We start from the raw sequence: 16363 nt of genomic DNA, 5'->3' as shown, positions 1-16363 counted from the left end.
ACCCGAAATATAGCCGTGTTGCGACACCCGACGCGTCAGCACGACGTCGGGGATACCAAAACAAGCAATTGAGGATGCGCGGGATTATTCTCGCCTGAAGGGGATTTCATGAGCCAGTCTATTCCGTGCCGCCTGCGCGTCGCGTCCGGCATTTCCGTGCATGGCCGCCTCGCGCTGCACGTCAGCGCGACCGCGCTCGCCGCTGCTCTGATGCTGCCGGGCCAGGCTGCGTTCGCGCAAGCGACGCCCGGTACCGCGAATGCCAATCCGACCGCACCCGCGCAGATCGACGCGGTGCCGACCGTCGCCGCACCGACGCCGCAGCCCGCCGATGCCGTGCCGCCCGCACCGCAAGAAGATGCCGCTGGCGGTGACGAGATCGTCGTCACCGGTATCCGCGCCGGCCTGGAATCCTCCGCCAAGATCAAGCGCCAGTCTGTGCTGATCGTCGACTCGATCTCGGCCGAAGACGTCGGCAAGCTGCCCGACGTGTCGATCGCGGACTCGCTCGCTCGCCTGCCCGGCGTGACCGCGCAGCGCCTCGAAGGCCGCGACCAGCGCCTGTCGATCCGTGGTCTCGGCCCCGATTTCTCGACCACGCTGCTCAACGGCCGCGAACAGGTGACGACCGGCGACAACCGCGGCGTCGAGTTCGACCAGTATCCGTCCGAGTTCTTCAAGACCGTCAACGTCTACAAGTCGGCTGATGCCTCGCTGATCGCCGCAGGCGTCGCCGGCACCGTCGACCTGCGCATGCTGCGTCCGCTCGACCAGGCGCACCGCATCATCGCGGTCAGCGCGCGTGCGCAGATGAACGGCATCGACAAGCTGAACCCGGATGGCGATCGCTACGGCTATCGCGCGTCGGCGACCTATGTCGACAAGTTCGCCAACGACACGCTCGGCATCGCGATCGGCGTATCCGCGACGCAGACGCCGTCGCAGGACGAGCGCTACAACGCGTGGGGCTATAGCGGCGCCGGCACCGCGGCCAGCCCGTTCCTGCTCAACGGCGCCAAGCCCTATGTCCAGTCTAACGAGCTGAAGCGGTACGGCGGCGTCGCGACGATCGAGTGGCAGCCGTCCGACAGCTTCCATTCGACGTTCGACGCGCTGTATTCGCACTTTGAGGAAACGCAGATCCTGCGCGGCATCGAATTCCCGCTCGCAGGGCAGTTGACGACACCGACCTCGCCTGGCGGAACGACCGCTACCGGCGTGACAATTGCCGACGGCTTCGCGACCAGCGCGACGTTCGGCAACGTCTTCGCGGTGCAGCGCAACGACTATAACCAGCGCAAGGCGGACAATTTCTCGTTCGGCTGGAACAACGACCTCAAGCTGACCGAGTCGGTTCACCTCAACGTCGATGCGAGCTGGAGCCGTGCGAAGCGCACCGACTTCCTGCTCGAGACCAACACCGGCACCGGCTTCGCCAAGAGCGGCGTCGCCGACACCGTCACCGTCAAGCAGAACGGCAACGGCACCTACACCTTCTCGCCGACGCTGGATTACACCAACACCAACATCTTCAAGCTGACCGATCCGCAGGGTTGGGGCAACAACGGCACGCAGCAGGTCGTCCAGTCGGGCTTCCTCAACCGGCCAAGCTTCAAGGACGATCTGAAGTCGCTCCGCGCGAGCCTGAACGGCGAGTTCTCGGACAGCGTCGTCAAGGGCTGGGAAGCCGGCGGCAACTATAGCCAGCGCAAGAAGACCAGCGCCTACACGTCGTATTTCCTGTGCCCGACCGGCGGCGGCACCAACTGCACCGTGGCGAGCGGCTCGCCGCTGAGCGGCAACGTTCCCAGCGAGGCGCTGCTCGGCAAGAACGTGGCGCTCGATTATCTCGGCATCCCGCAGATGCTGACGCTCGATCCGCTGTATCTCTACAATAATTCGCTCAACGCGGCATTCGATGGCCGTCCGTCCGCGCTGGTGCGCGACAATATCGTGCTCGAGAAGGTCTGGACCGGCTATGCCAAGGTCACGATCGACGGCCTGGTCGGCGACAAGCCGCTCAAGGGATCGATCGGTGCGCAGGTGGTGCATTCGGACCAGAGCTCGACCGGCCAGATCGCCAGCGTCGTCGGCGGCGCGGTGACGATCGCACCGGTGAAGCAGTCTCTGAAATACACCAACTTCCTGCCCTCGGCGACGATGTCGGTCGAACTGATCCCGCTGGGCTTCGTCAAGGTCGGCGCCTCGCAGACGATGGTGCGTCCGCGTCTCGACCAGGAACGCGTCACGCAGGACGTCGCGATCAACCTGACCAACATCGGCCAGACGCCCGCCGGCCTGTTCCCGGTGTTCACGTCGACCGGCGGCAACGTCAACCTGAAGCCATATCAGTCGACCAACATCGATCTGTCGTTCGAGAAGTATTTCAACGGTGGCGGCTATGTCGCGCTGTCGGGCTATTTCAAGCACCTCACCGACTTCGTCGATCCGAACAATTCGCTGCCCTACGACTTCTCGGCGTTGCTGCCGGCGCTGACCGCGGCGCAGCAGGCGCAGGTGATCGCCGCCGGACAGACGATCGGCAACGTGTCGTCGCCCGCCAATACCGGTCGCGGCGAGGTGCTCGGCGTCGAGGGCACGGTGTCGCTGCCGTTCAAGGCGATCACGTCGGCGCTCGACGGCTTCGGCATCTTCGCGAGCGGCAACTACACGCAGTCGACGATCAAGTACGGCAGCAACCCGACCGAGGCGATCACCCTGCCCGGCCTGTCCAAGTGGACCGGCAGCGGCACGATCTATTTCGAGAAATGGGGCTTCCAGGCGCGGGCGAACTATCGCTACCGCTCCAGCTTCCTCGCCGAAGTCGCCGGCCTGTCCGCCAACCCGACCTATCGCACCGCGCGATCGGAGGGGATCCTGGATGCGCAGATCGGGTACGAGTTCCAGAGCGGTCCGCTCGCGAACTTCGCGATCCTGGCACAGGCGAAGAACCTGACCGACCGACCGTTCGTGACCTACCAGAACGACGATCCGCGCCAGGTGATCGACTATCAGCGCTATGGTCGCGACTACTATGTCGGCATTACGTATAAGTTCTGATGTCGATGGCGGGGCGGTTGACGCCGCCCCGCATTTGCCCCGCAGTGGCGGCACCTGACGGTTTCGAAGCGGGGACGCGGACAATGGCCAATCACCCTTTGCGTATCGTGATCGCCGGTGGCGGTACCGCCGGCTGGATGGCGGCGGCGACGTTCGCGCGGTTCCTGGAGACGGGATACGAGATCGACCTGATCGAGTCCGATGCGATCGGCACTGTCGGGGTCGGCGAGGCGACGATCCCGCAGATCCATCTGTTCAACGATGCACTCGGGCTTGACGAGGATGCGTTCCTCCGAGCGACCGGCGGCACGTTCAAGCTCGGCATCGAATTCGTCGACTGGTTCAAGCAGGGCCATCGCTACATGCACGCGTTCGGCGATGTCGGCCGCGACGTCGGCCTGTTGCCGTTCCACCAATATTGGCTGCGCGCGCGTTCGCTCGGGCTGGCCGGCGATCTCGGCGCCTATTCGCTCAACACGCATGCCGCGCTCGCCGAGCGAATGCAGCGGGGGCCTGCTCGTACCGCGCGGACGCTGCCGTCGATGCCGTACGCCTATCATTTCGATGCGGGGCTCTACGCGCGTTACCTGCGACGCTACTCGGAAACACGCGACGTCAACCGGATCGAAGGCAAGATCGTCCAGGTCACCCGCGACCGCGAGAGCGGCGACGTCTCCGGCCTCGTGCTGGAGAACGGCACCACCGTCACCGCCGACCTGTATATCGACTGCACCGGCTTTTGCGGGCTGCTGATCGAGGAGGCGCTCGGCACCGGGTACGAGGACTGGACGCACTGGCTCCCTTGCGACCGCGCGATCGCAGTGCCGTCGGCGCGCAGCGAAAAGTTCACCCCGTACACGCGCTCGACCGCGCATGCCGCCGGCTGGCAGTGGCGGATCCCGTTGCAGCACCGCACGGGTAACGGCGTCGTCTTCTCCAGCGCGCATATGAGCGAGGACGAGGCGACCGCGACGTTGCTGGCCGGGCTCGACACGCCGGCGATGGCCGATCCGCGGACGATCGCCTTCCGCACGGGTCGTCGCAAGCGGATGTGGAACCGCAACGTCGTCGCGCTCGGGCTTGCCGCCGGGTTCATGGAACCGCTCGAATCCACCAGCATCCACCTGATTCAGTCAGCGATCGCGCGATTGCTCAAGCTGTTGCCGGGCCGCGTCATCGCTGAGGCCGACCGCACCGAGTTCAACCGCCAGAGCGACTTCGAATACGAACGCATCCGCGACTTCATCATCCTGCACTACAAGGCGACGGCGCGCGACGACACGCCGTTCTGGCGCCAGTGCCGCGACATGGCCATTCCCGACACGCTCGCCGCGAAGATCGACCTGTGGCGCGGCAACGGCCACATCGTCCGTGAGCATGAGGAGCTGTTCACCGAAGTCGGCTGGCTTCAGGTGCTGGCGGGACAAGGCATCATGCCGGCGGGTCACCACCCGCTGGCCGACGCGATATCGACGAGCGACCTGGGGGAATTCATGGACACGATCGACAAGCTCAACGCGCGCGAGGCGGGCCAGATGCAGGACCACGCGGCGTTCGTCGCGCAGCATTGTGCGTCACCGGCAGGGCTCGGCGCATGAGCATCACCGCCGCCATCCTGCTCGCGCTGTCCGGCGCGGCCGCCGTGCCGCCCGCCGACTACCGCGCGCGCGCGCCACAGGACGAGGTCATCTATTTCGTCCTGCCCGACCGGTTCGAGAATGCCGACCCGAGCAACGATCGCGGCGGGATCGCGGGCGATCGGCTCAAGACCGGCTATGATCCGACCGCGAAGGGCTTCTATCACGGCGGCGACCTGAAGGGCCTGACCAGGCGGCTCGACTATATCCAGCATCTCGGCGCGACCGCGATCTGGCTCGGGCCGATCTTCAAGAACAAGGCGGTGCAGGGGTCGCCGGGCCACGAGTCCGCAGGGTATCACGGCTATTGGATCACCGACTTCACGCAGGTCGACCCGCATCTCGGCACCAATGCGGACATGACCGCGTTCGTCGACGCGGCGCACGCGCGCGGGATGAAGGTGTATATGGACATCATCATCAACCACACTGCCGACGTGATCCAATACCGCGAATGCGCGGTCGGCATGCCCTGCCCGTACCGCAATCGCGCGACCTATCCGTACCAGCGCAAGGGCGGTGTCGGCGGCAAGGCGATCAATCCGGGGTTCGTCGGCGACGGCGTGCAGACCGCGGCGAACTTCGCCAGGCTGACCGACACGACCTATGCCTACACGCTGTACGTGCCGGCCGCCGAACGCAATGTGAAGGTGCCGGCGTGGCTCAACGACCCGATCTATTACCATAATCGCGGCGACACGACTTTCATGAACGAGAGCTCGACAATGGGCGATTTCTCGGGACTCGACGACGTAATGACGGAGAACCCGCGTGTCGTGTCTGGCATGATCGACATCTTCGGATCGTGGATCGACCGGTTCAAGGTCGACGGCTTCCGCATCGATACCGCGCGCCACGTGAACCCCGAATTCTGGGCACAGTTCGTGCCCGCGATGCTGACGCGGGCGCAGGCGAACGGCATCCCCAACTTCCACATCTTCGGCGAGGTCTCCGACCACGAGGTCCGCCCGGCGGTGCTCGCGCAGCACACGATCGTCGACAAGCTACCCGCGGTGCTCGACTTCGCATTCCGCCAGGCGGTGGTCGAGACGGTCGCGGGCACGCGCGGGACCGATGCGTTCGAGGCGCTGTTCGACGGCGACGTTCTGTATGCGAAGGGCGCCGACACCGCAGCGATCCTGCCGACCTTCACCGGCAACCACGACGACGGGCGTTTCGCGACGTTCGTACGGAAGGCGTTCCCGCAGGCATCCGACGAGGAGGTGCTGAAGCGAGTCCTGCTGTCGAACGCGATGCTGCTGACCTTGCGCGGTGTGCCGACGATCTATTCGGGCGACGAACAGGGCTTCGTCGGCGACGGCAACGACCAGGACGCGCGCGAGGATATGTTCGCGTCGAAGGTCGCGATCTACAACGACAACCGCTTGCTCGGCACGACCAAGACGACCGCGACCGAGAGCTTCGGCGGGACCAATCCGCTGTTCCGCGAGATCGCCGAACTGGCGAAGGTGCGCGTCACGCATCCGGCGCTGACCCGCGGCCGGACGGTCATTCGCAGCCGTAGCGAAACGCCGGGACTGCTCGCCGTCTCGCGCTTCGATCCGACGACGGGTGCGGAAACCCTGATCGCGTTCAACACGTCGGCCAAGCCGCTCACGCAGGCGGTGCAGGTCGAGACCGGTTCCACCCGCTTCACTACGCTCGCCGGCAAATGCGCGCCTCGCGCTGCCGCCCCCGGCAGTGTCACACTAACCCTGCCCGCGTTCGGCTATGCCGTCTGCGCCGCGGAGACACGTTGATGCCTGCACGATTGCCTGAGCCCGTTGCCGACCTTCCTTGGTGGAAGGGTGCGACGATCTACCAGATCTATCCCCGTAGTTTCGCGGACTCGAACGACGACGGGATCGGCGACCTGCCGGGCATTACCGCGCATCTCGACTATGTCGCCAGCCTCGGGGTCGACGCGGTGTGGCTGTCGCCGTTCTTCACCTCGCCGATGAAGGATTTCGGCTACGACGTGTCGGACTACCGCGACGTCGATCCGATCTTCGGCACGCTCGCCGATTTCGACGCGCTGATCGCGCGCGCGCATGCGCTCGGGCTCAAGATCATCATCGATCAGGTCTATTCGCACACTTCGGAGGAGCATGACTGGTTCTGCCGGAGCCGCGCGTCGCGCAGCGGCGACAAGGCGGACTGGTATGTCTGGGCGGATGCCAAGCCCGACGGCACGCCGCCGTCGAACTGGCAGTCGGTGTTCGGCGGCCCCGCCTGGACCTGGGATGCCAGGCGCGGGCAATATTACATGCACAATTTCCTCAAGGACCAGCCGCAGCTCAACGGGCATAATCCCGCGGTGCAGGACGAGTTGATCGCGACGGCGCGGTTCTGGCTGGATCGCGGCGTCGACGGCTTCCGCCTCGATGCGATCAACTTCGCGATGCACGACCCGGCGCTGACCGACAATCCGCCCGCGCCGGCGACCAATCGCGCGCGCACGCGGTCGTTCGATTTCCAGCAGAAGCTGCACAACCAGAGCCATCCGGACATCGTCGGGTTCATCGAGCGGATCCGCGCGCTGCTCGACGAATACGGCGCCGGGTTCACCGTCGCCGAAGTCGGCGGCGACGACAGCGACCGCGAAATGAAGCTGTTCACCGGCGGCAACGGCCGGCTCAACAGCGCGTACGGCTTCGACTTCCTGTACGCGGACCGGCTGACGCCCGAACTGATCGTCGATGCGGTCGGCAACTGGCCCGATACGCCGGGTCTCGGCTGGCCGAGCTGGGCGTTCGAGAACCACGACGCACCGCGCGCGGTATCGCGCTGGACCACGCCCGACCAGCGCGAGGCATTCGCGCGGATGAAGATCCTGCTGCTCGTCGCGCTGCGCGGGAACATCTTCCTGTATCAAGGCGAGGAACTCGGTCTCACACAGGTCGACATCGCGTTCGACGACCTCCTCGATCCGGAGGCGATCGCGAACTGGCCGTTGACGTTGTCCCGGGATGGCGCACGCACGCCGATGCCGTGGATCGGTAAGGCGCCCGATCTCGGGTTCGGCAGCACCGAGCCTTGGCTGCCGTTCGGCGAGGATCACCGCGCGATCGCGGTCGACGCGCAGGAGGCGGACGCCACATCGCTGCTGCATTGGACGCGGGCGCTGATCGCCGCGCGGAAAGCGCATCCCGCGCTGCGGCTGGGGAGCCTGCGGATCGTGCACAGCGACGATGCGGTGATCGCGTTCGAGCGGGAGTCCGGCGCCGAGACGCTGCTCTGCGTGTTCAATCTCGGCGACGACGCGCGTGGCTGGCCGACCGGCATCGCCATCGACGGCGACATGCTGTTCGCGACCGACGGCGCCGACGCGACGACGCTGCCGCCGCTGTCCGGGCTGGTGCTGCGACGGTGATCGACGGGCTCGGCCAGCACATCGTCATCCTCGGCGGGGGCACCGCCGGGTGGATGACCGCGTGCCTGATCGCGCATCGCTGGCGGGATCGCGGTGTCCGCGTGACGTTGGTCGAAAGCCCCGAGATCGGCATCGTCGGCGTCGGTGAAGGATCGACACCGCAGTTGAAACACTTCTTCGACACGCTCGGCATTGCCGAAGCCGAATGGATGCCGGCGTGCGACGCGACCTACAAGCTCGGGATCGGCTTCGAGGGCTGGTCCGACCGTGAAGGGTACGAGCGCTACTTCCACCCGTTCCCCACCGCGCTCGACGGCCACACCGCGCCGCAGTTCTTCTATAACGCGCGGGCACGCCGCACCGGACGTGATGTCGACGCGCATCCCGACCAGTTCCTGCTCCCTGCCCGCCTCGCCGCTGCAAACTCCGCGCCGCAGCCTGCCGCAAACTTCCCGTTCGAGGTCAGCTACGGCTATCATTTCGACGCGTACAAGGTCGGCGCGTTCCTCGCTGCGCACGCAACCGAGACGCTGGGCGTCGTTCACCTCCAGCGCCGGATCGCCAGCGTCGAACGCAAGCAGACGGCCGACATTGCCGCGCTGATCGATACCGACGGCGAGCGTATCGCGGGCGATTTCTTCGTCGATGCCAGCGGGTTTCGCAGCACGATCTTCGGTGCGCTGGACGTGCCGTTCGTCAGCTACGCCGACGCACTGTTCAACGACCGCGCGGTAGTGATGCCGACCGCGCATACCCCCGACGCGGCGATCCCCAGCCAGACGCGCGCGACCGCGTTGTCGGCCGGCTGGGCGTGGCACATCCCGCTGACCAGTCGAAACGGCAACGGCTATGTCTATTCCAGCCGCCACCTGACCGAAGCGCAGGCAGAAGCAGAACTGCGCGCACATATCGGCGTCGACACCGGAGAAGCGCGCCACCTCAAGATGCGCGTCGGCCGCGTTCGCGATAGCTGGTCGCACAACGCGGTCGCGGTCGGGCTGGCACAAGGCTTTCTCGAACCGCTCGAAGCAACAGCGCTCCATCTCGTCATCGCCACTGCCGAAGCGTTCCTAGACATGGTCGACCAGGGCGGCGCGACCGAAGCAGCCCGCACCGCGTTCAACACGCGCATCGCCGCGCGCTACGACGGCGTCCGCGACTACATCGTCGCGCATTACCGCTTGAACCAGCGCCACGACGATCCGACCGGCTATTGGGCGGAAGCGCGCGGCCTGGACGCCCTGTCCGACGACCTGAAGATGTTGATGTCGACCTGGTTCACCGGCGCCGACATGGTCGCGGCGATCGATCGCGCCGGGCTCGCGCGTTATTATTCGGCGATCAGCTGGCACTGCCTGTTCGCCGGCTACGGCACCTTTCCCGATGCCGCGCGGCTGATCCCGCCCGGCGCCGACATCGATCCCATCGATCTGCCGAAGATCGACGACTTCCTGACCCGTTGCGCATCGAATTTCGGGTCGCACGCCTCTCGCCTCCGCGCCGCAGCGGACCACAAGGATACCGTATGAAACGCATCGCCCTCCTGCTCGCCGCCACCGCTGGCGTGTGCAGCGTGCCCGTCCAGGCGCAGACGACCACGCTTGCCGCCCCCACGCTCCTCCCGCGCAATGATGGCGTCGAGGTTCGTGCGGGCGCGACGACCATGCGGATTACCGCGATGACCGACGGGCTCGTCCGCGTGCGCGTCGCCAAGAACGGCGCGTTCGCCGAGGATGCGAGCTGGGCGGTGACGGCGGCCACCCGCAAGCAGACCGCCAAGGTGAGCGCAGCCCTAGACGGCTTCACCACCGCCAGCGTTCGCGTCCGCGTCGGTGCCGGCGGCGCGATCACCTTCGAGACACTCGACGGAAAGGTCATCTCTGCGGACGCCGCGCCCGTCGCGACCGACGGCAAGGCGTTCGCGATCGCCAAGACGCTGCCGATCGCTGAGCATTTCTACGGTCTCGGCGACAAGACTCAAGGGCTCGACCGCCGCGGGCACGGCTTCGTCGACTGGAACACCGATGCGTTCGGGTTCAGCAGCGCGGACGACCCGATCTACAAGTCGATACCCTTCTTCATCGGTACCGGCGGTGCAGGCGGCAGCTACGGCATCCTGCTCGACAACACGTATCGCACTTGGTTCGACTTCGGCCACCGCGATGCCGAGACGCTCTCGTTCGGCGGCCCCGACGGCCCGATCGACTATTACTTCATCGCCGGCCCATCGATGGCGGAGGTCACGCGGCGCTATGCCGACCTGACCGGCCACGCTCCGCTCGCACCGAAATGGGCGCTTGGCTACCAGCAGTCGCGCTACAGCTATGGCAGCGCCGACGAAGTCCGCCAGATCGCCGCGCGCCTGCGCAGCGACCGCGTGCCGACCGACGTGATCTGGCTCGACATCGGCTATCAGGATCGCAACCGCCCCTTCACCACCGACGCCAAGACCTTCCCCGACCTACCCAAGCTCACCACCGAGATGAAGGCGGACGGCATAAAGCTGGTCGCGATCACAGACCTCCACATCGCCGCGGTCGAGCAGGGTTATGCGCCGTACCAGAGCGGGATGAAGGCCGACGCGTTCATCAAGAACGCTGATGGCAGCCCCTATGTCGCGCCGGTCTGGCCCGGCCCGTCGGTGTTCCCCGACTTCACCAAGACCGCGGCAAGGACGTGGTGGGGACAGCAGTATAAGGGGTTCCTCGATGCCGGAATCGCAGGGTTCTGGAACGACATGAACGAGCCAGCGATCTTCGAGACGCCGACCAAGACGATGCCGCTCGACACGCGCCACCGCATCGACAGCGACGATTTCGCGGCCCGCATCACCGATCACCGCGAGGCGCACAACGTCTACGGCATGCAGAATACGCGCGCGACGTATGACGGCCTGCTCAAGCTGCGCCCCGACGAGCGCCCGTTCGTGATGACGCGCGCGAGTTATGCGGGCGGGCAGCGCTATGCGGTCACCTGGACCGGCGATAACAGCGCGACCTGGGATCACCTGAAGCTGTCGGTACAGCAGATCATCAACCTCGGCCTGTCCGGCTTCGGCTACAGCGCCGCCGACGTCAGCGGCTTCGCAGGCGGCCCGAGCCCCGATCTGCTCACGCGCTGGACCGAGATCGGCGCGTTCACGCCGGTGTTTCGCAACCATTCGGCGACCGGCACGCCGCGCGTGGAGCCCTGGGTCGACGGCCCCGACCATCTCGCGATCCGGCGCCGCTTCATCGAGGAGCGCTACCGGTTGATGCCGTATTTCTACGCGCTGGCGGACCAGAACGCGCGGTTCGGCGATCCGATCATGCGCCCGGTATTCTACGATTATCCCGCCGCCGCGACTGCGTCGTGCGACCAGTCGATGGCGTTCACGCTCGGCAAGTCGCTGCTGATCGCGCCGCCGCCCAAGCCGGAGTCCCCGCAGACCTACGACGTCTGCCTCCCCGCTGGCGGCTGGTATGATTACTGGACCGGACAGCGCGTCGGCACGCCCGAGCCCGCCGCCGCCGGCCCGATCCAGTCGGCGACCCAAGCGGTACCGACCGCGCGCACGCTCGGCGACCGCGTGACCGAAACGCCGCGCCTCGATCGCCTGCCGGTGTTCGTCCGCGCCGGCACGATCCTGCCCCGCCAGCCCTTGGTCCAGAGCACGAGCGAAACGCCGAACGGTCCGCTGCGGCTCGACGTCTATCCCGGCGCGGATTGCGTGGGTACGCTCTACGAGGACGACGGCCGCACGCTGGCGTACACCCGCCGCGGCTATTTCCGCCAGACGGTGCGCTGCACGATCACGCCGACTGGCCTGTCGATCGACTTCGCCAAGCCCGAGGGTGACTTCAAGCCGTGGTGGAAAACCATCGCGATCACGATCCACGGTTGGGATGGCGCCAGCACCGCGAGGGTGAAGGGTAAGCAGACCGAGGTCGTTCAAGACAAGGCTGCCGGAACGTCGACCTTGGTCGTTCCAGCAACGAAAATTGCCGGCGCGCTACTGGTCGAAGGGCGGCAGGTGTCGATCGGACCCGTACCGAAAACCATTCCGCAGTGATTTGTACGTACGGAAGCTGAGGCAGGTGCGGTGGTGACGGTCAGGTATCGCCGGCACGTGATGCAATAGCGCCACCTATTACGCCTGGAAGGCCAAGTTTGGTGGGCTGCAGGTGTCTGATGCGAAGCGGCTGCGGGCGCCCGAGGAGAACCCCCGGCTCAAGCGGCTGCTGGCGGACACAATGCTGGACAATCCTGTCCTGAGCCTGTCGAAGGGGCAGGTCTGGTGGACCTGCTGTCAAAAATTGGTGACGCCCGCCGCGAAGCGGCAGGCGGTCGTGCACCTCCTGACGATGCTGGGGATGAGCAAGCGCCGGGCGTATATGGTCGTCGGAGCGGATCGCACGAGCATGCGGTATCGCTCGAGTCGGGCAGATGGTGGCGACCTTCCGTCGCGCCTATGCGAGCTGGCGGCAGCGCCGACGGTTCGGCTATCGGCGGTTACACATCCTGCTGCGGCGGGGCGGCATTACGATCAACCGCAATAAGACACAGCAGCTCTACCGCGAGGAAGGTCTGACAGTGCGTCGCCGGGAAGGGACGAAAGCGCGCCGTCGGCGTGCGGGCGCCGGCCCGGGTGTCGGCGCTACCCGACCAGCGCTGGAGCCTGGACCCTTCGACAAGCTCAGGAGAGCCTTCGTGCACGATCAGATGATTACGGGGCGGCGGTTCCGCATCCTCAACATCGTCGACGACGTGACGCCCGAATGCTTGCGGGCGGTGCTCGACACGTCGATCTCGGGCAAGCGGGTAGTGCGCGAGCCGGGCGATCTGGTCGCCGATCGCGGCGCGCCCAGGATGATACTGACTTCGAACGCAGTCCTCGCATAGTCGGGCGAGAGGCCCGTCGAATGGCATTATATCGCACCAGGCAAGCCGACGCAGAACGGGTTCGCCGAAAGCTTGTACGGTTATCTACGCGACGAACTGCTCAACGAGACGCTGTTCTTCACGGTCCGCCAGGCGTGTTCGATCCTCGCGCGCTGGGTCGATCATTACAACACCGAACGGCCACACTCCTCGCGCGGCTACGCCACACCAGCGGCGTTCGCCGCCGATCTTGAAAAGCAACGGGCAGGCTTAAACTCGGCCGTTGCTTCACTCTTGCTCCCACGCGACAACAACGGTCGATCTCTGGTTGCCGCTGAATGAAAGGCGGCGGCCACGTCAGTTTCCTCAAGCCTTATGGATGCCTTTGCTCGACCTGCGCGGGCCGCCCCATAACCATCAAGGTGAGCAAGGAGTCCAGATCTGATGCTCTATATCACTGAACCCATCTGCGGTGCCTGCCGCCTCAGGCGTCAGCCTGAAAGTCCGCTGGCAAACGTCAACGTCTGCCGAAAGCCAAACCGAAAGTCGGCAACGCGGTGGACAAGGTCCGATGTTCTCAGAATCATTCAATGAAGACAACGAAGGCTGGCGGAGACGGAGGGATTCGAACCCTCGGTACCAGTAAACCCGGTACGGCGGTTTAGCAAACCGCTGGTTTCAGCCACTCACCCACGTCTCCGGCTGCAGCAGATGCGGGGCTATAGCGAGGGTCGGTGCGGGGGGCAACGCCTGTAATGGGTCCGGCTCGCGAATTCCGGTATTCCCGTCCTGGCGGTCCGAGGTCGCTGCCTGCGCTTCGGTACGATAGCGGGCATTCCCGTCATTCACCCCGAATTCGCCCAAATTCGACACGCCCGCCCGCTTCGTTCATTGCGCGGCAAGGCCGACGTTGGTTAACCTAGGCTGCGACGGGCATTCGGATGGTCACTCTACCATGATGACGGCCCTGGTATTTTTGGGGATCGATCGACATGCGTAGCGTCTGGCTTGGCCTGGGTGCCCTTGCGGCAGCCGTTTGCGGCGGCACCGCGTCCGCGCAGGTCCGCACGATCGATCCCAACCAGGCAATCGACGGCGATCTCGCGCCGCGCGCCTATCAGGCCCCCTCGCGTCCGCAGGCCAGTACGCAGCCATCGCGTCCGGCCGCGGCGGACCCTGCCTATCCCGACCCCGCCTATCCGGAGACGCCGGCTCAGGATTCCACACCCGCGCCTCCCGTCACGACGACCACCACCCGCCCCCCGGAAACGCGTGCCGAGGCGACGATGCAGGCCGCCGATACCTATGAGCGCGACGACCTGCTCGCGGCCGGCGAGGGCGTCTTCGGCAAGGGCGCCGCCGGACTGGGCGGGCTGCTCGAGAAGATCCTCAAGGACCAGGGCCAACCCAATGCATACATCGCCGGGCGCGAGGCCTCGGGCGCGTTCATCCTCGGCGTCCGCTACGGCTCGGGGATCATGAGCCACAAGGTCGAGGGGCAGCAGCCGGTCTACTGGACCGGTCCTTCGGTCGGCTTCGACGTCGGCGGCGACGCGAACAAGGTCTTCGTGCTGGTCTACAACCTTTACGACACCGAAGAACTCTACAAGCGCTTCCCCGCGGTCGAGGGCCGTCTGTACCTGGTCGGCGGTTTCGCCGCGACCTATCTCCGCCGCGGCAACGTCGTCCTGATCCCGATCCGCCTCGGCGTCGGCTGGCGCGCGGGCGTGAACGTCGGATATATGAACATCACGCACAAAAGCAGATGGTTGCCGTTTTAGGCGCAGTCGGGCAGCCGGCCACGCCCGGCTGACTCCGACGAGCCCGGCCGGCGGGGCAAGGCCCCGTCCGACGACGTGGGCTTTGCCCACGGCGCGCGCGCCAGACACAAAGTCGCTCATGCCCCCGCGCTAAACCCAGCGCCCAAAAGTTGACGCCCCCACCAGGCACGCTACCCCCAACACATGGCAAAACCCGACCGCCTCACCCGTCTAGACGCCCAGCGCGAAGACCTCGAAACCGACTACCGCGAAACGCTCGTCGCCGCGCTCGAGAAGACCGCCGCCGGCTCGCTGGGACTGTTCGACCGCACCCCGGACCGCCGCGTCCGCGCCGCGATCGCGCCGACGATCGACGCGCTCACCGAGATGGGCGGCGACATCGATTCGATGCGCGACCGCCTGATGCTCGAACCCTTCGCCCTCCACCGCGACTTCTTCGCCGCCAGAGGCCCGGTCAGCGCCAGTGCGGTCGGCGAACAGAAGGAGGCGCGGCTTTGGCTAGAGCGGCTAAAGGCTTCTCCGTCCTAACGAAAGCCACGAGCACGGACGAAGCGCGCTACCCCTCGAACCGCCACCCGACGTCGGTCCCCGCGAGAAACGGCACCACCGCCGTCTCCCCCGCGCCAACCGAAGCCGGCACCTCGACGTCGCCGCGCACCAACGTCACCGTCCCCTCGTTCAATGGCAACCCATAGAACCGCGCGCCATGCTCGGAGGCAAACCCCTCGAACTTGTCGAGCGCGCCCTCCTCGTCGAACACGCGCAAATACGCCTCTAGCGCGAACGGCGCGTTGAAGATCCCGGCGCACCCACATCCGGACTCCTTCGCCCCGACGACATGCGGCGCGCTATCGGTGCCCAGGAAAAACCGCGGCGATCCCGACACCGCCGCTGCCCGCACTGCTAGCCGATGCGTTTCGCGCTTCAGTACCGGCAGGCAGTACGCATGCGGCCTCAGGCCCCCGTCGAACAGCGCGTTGCGGTTGATCAACAGGTGCTGTGGCGTGATCGTCGCGGCGATCGGATGATCCGCCTCCGCCACGAACGCCGCCGCCTCCGCGGTCGTGATATGCTCCAGCACGATCTTCAGTCCGGGATAATCGCGCGCCAACGGAGTCAGCACGCGCTCGACGAACACCGCCTCGCGGTCGAAGATGTCGATCGACTTGTCGGTCACCTCGCCGTGGATCAGGAGCGGCATGCCGATCCGCTGCAACGTCTCGAGCACCGCGGTCAGCGCGCGGATATCGGTGACGCCGTGCGCTGAATTGGTCGTCGCATGCGCGGGGTACAGCTTGCACGCGGCGAACACGCCCTCGGCGTAACCGCGCTCCAGTTCGGCCGGGTCCGTGCCGTCGGTGAGGTAGCACGTCATCAGCGGCGTGAAATCGACGCCCCTATCTTTACCGCCCGCGATCGCGGCCATGATCCGTCCCCGATATGCCTTGGCCGCGTCGATCGAGGTCACCGGCGGAGTCAGGTTCGGCATGATGATCGCGCGTGCGAACTGCCGCGCGGTATAGCCCGCGACCGCCTCCAGCATCGCGCTATCGCGCAGGTGGACGTGCCAGTCATCGGGGCGGCGGATCGTGAGGCGGTCGGTCATGCCGCCTTCCTATCGGCGTGCGTGCCTCGACGCCAGACGGACCACC

At 66.0% G+C, this 16363-nt stretch carries 9 protein-coding genes, 1 tRNA gene and 1 pseudogene; 9 read left to right on the top strand and 2 right to left on the bottom strand.

Annotation, left to right across the window (positions count from 1 at the left end):
- Window positions 1-108 precede the first annotated feature (108 nt).
- The 7 genes and pseudogenes from AC1MH0_RS14455 to AC1MH0_RS14425 form a co-directional block, all read left to right on the top strand.
- The gene (locus AC1MH0_RS14455) at window positions 109-3060 is read left to right on the top strand and encodes a TonB-dependent receptor (protein WP_480963350.1); all 2952 of its coding nucleotides are present in this window, start codon (window positions 109-111) and stop codon (window positions 3058-3060) included.
- Between the two features lie 83 nt (window positions 3061-3143).
- Window positions 3144-4658, top strand: a complete 1515-nt coding sequence (locus AC1MH0_RS14450; RefSeq protein WP_480963349.1) for a tryptophan halogenase family protein — start codon at window positions 3144-3146, stop codon at window positions 4656-4658.
- A complete protein-coding gene (locus tag AC1MH0_RS14445; protein WP_480963348.1) occupies window positions 4655-6457 on the top strand; it encodes an alpha-amylase family glycosyl hydrolase in 1803 nt (600 codons plus the stop codon). The genes AC1MH0_RS14450 and AC1MH0_RS14445 overlap by 4 nt, the downstream gene beginning before the upstream one ends.
- Window positions 6457-8070 (top strand): alpha-amylase family glycosyl hydrolase, encoded by a 1614-nt coding sequence (locus AC1MH0_RS14440; RefSeq protein WP_480963347.1) that lies wholly within the window; start codon window positions 6457-6459, stop codon window positions 8068-8070. The genes AC1MH0_RS14445 and AC1MH0_RS14440 overlap by 1 nt, the downstream gene beginning before the upstream one ends.
- Window positions 8067-9599, top strand: a complete 1533-nt coding sequence (locus AC1MH0_RS14435; protein ID WP_480963346.1) for a tryptophan halogenase family protein — start codon at window positions 8067-8069, stop codon at window positions 9597-9599. Before AC1MH0_RS14440 ends, AC1MH0_RS14435 begins: the two co-directional genes overlap by 4 nt.
- Window positions 9596-12121 (top strand): glycoside hydrolase family 31 protein, encoded by a 2526-nt coding sequence (locus AC1MH0_RS14430; protein ID WP_480963345.1) that lies wholly within the window; start codon window positions 9596-9598, stop codon window positions 12119-12121. Before AC1MH0_RS14435 ends, AC1MH0_RS14430 begins: the two co-directional genes overlap by 4 nt.
- Window positions 12122-12124: 3 nt before the next feature.
- Window positions 12125-13272: pseudogene (locus AC1MH0_RS14425) on the top strand (IS3 family transposase); the annotation flags it as partial.
- 265 nt (window positions 13273-13537) lie between these two features.
- On the opposite strand, the gene AC1MH0_RS14420 reads toward AC1MH0_RS14425, so the two are convergent.
- Window positions 13538-13630: transfer RNA gene (locus AC1MH0_RS14420), tRNA-Ser, on the bottom strand.
- Window positions 13631-13922: 292 nt separating this feature from the next.
- Here AC1MH0_RS14420 and AC1MH0_RS14415 point away from each other — a divergent pair.
- Together AC1MH0_RS14415 and AC1MH0_RS14410 are read left to right on the top strand one after the other, a co-directional pair.
- Window positions 13923-14711 carry a DUF1134 domain-containing protein gene (locus AC1MH0_RS14415; protein ID WP_480963344.1) on the top strand — a complete coding sequence of 263 codons (789 nt, stop codon included), beginning with the start codon at window positions 13923-13925 and terminating at the stop codon, window positions 14709-14711.
- 183 nt (window positions 14712-14894) lie between these two features.
- The gene (locus AC1MH0_RS14410) at window positions 14895-15239 is read left to right on the top strand and encodes a hypothetical protein (RefSeq protein ID WP_480963343.1); all 345 of its coding nucleotides are present in this window, start codon (window positions 14895-14897) and stop codon (window positions 15237-15239) included.
- A 28-nt stretch (window positions 15240-15267) separates the two neighbouring features.
- Here the strand turns inward: AC1MH0_RS14410 and pyrC are convergent, their stop codons facing one another.
- On the bottom strand, window positions 15268-16317 hold the full coding sequence (gene pyrC, locus AC1MH0_RS14405) for a dihydroorotase (RefSeq protein WP_480963342.1): 1050 nt from the start codon (window positions 16315-16317) through the stop codon (window positions 15268-15270).
- Between the last annotated feature and the right edge of the window lie 46 nt (window positions 16318-16363).

This window comes from Sphingomonas sp. AP28 (assembly GCF_056680455.1).
The sequence above is the reverse complement of the archived record's forward strand: the minus strand, read 5'-3'. Positions and strand labels throughout refer to the sequence as shown.

What these genes read in the sequence shown, in the direction of transcription:
- AC1MH0_RS14430 (WP_480963345.1), top strand. Translation starts at nt 9,596, where the DNA reads ATGAAACGCATCGCCCTCCTGCTCGCCGCCACCGCTGGCGTGTGCAGC.
- AC1MH0_RS14415 (WP_480963344.1), top strand. Translation starts at nt 13,923, where the DNA reads ATGCGTAGCGTCTGGCTTGGCCTGGGTGCCCTTGCGGCAGCCGTTTGC.
- AC1MH0_RS14440 (WP_480963347.1), top strand. Translation starts at nt 6,457, where the DNA reads ATGCCTGCACGATTGCCTGAGCCCGTTGCCGACCTTCCTTGGTGGAAG.
- pyrC (WP_480963342.1), bottom strand. Translation starts at nt 16,317, where the DNA reads ATGACCGACCGCCTCACGATCCGCCGCCCCGATGACTGGCACGTCCAC.
- AC1MH0_RS14445 (WP_480963348.1), top strand. Translation starts at nt 4,655, where the DNA reads ATGAGCATCACCGCCGCCATCCTGCTCGCGCTGTCCGGCGCGGCCGCC.
- AC1MH0_RS14450 (WP_480963349.1), top strand. Translation starts at nt 3,144, where the DNA reads ATGGCCAATCACCCTTTGCGTATCGTGATCGCCGGTGGCGGTACCGCC.
- AC1MH0_RS14410 (WP_480963343.1), top strand. Translation starts at nt 14,895, where the DNA reads ATGGCAAAACCCGACCGCCTCACCCGTCTAGACGCCCAGCGCGAAGAC.
- AC1MH0_RS14455 (WP_480963350.1), top strand. Translation starts at nt 109, where the DNA reads ATGAGCCAGTCTATTCCGTGCCGCCTGCGCGTCGCGTCCGGCATTTCC.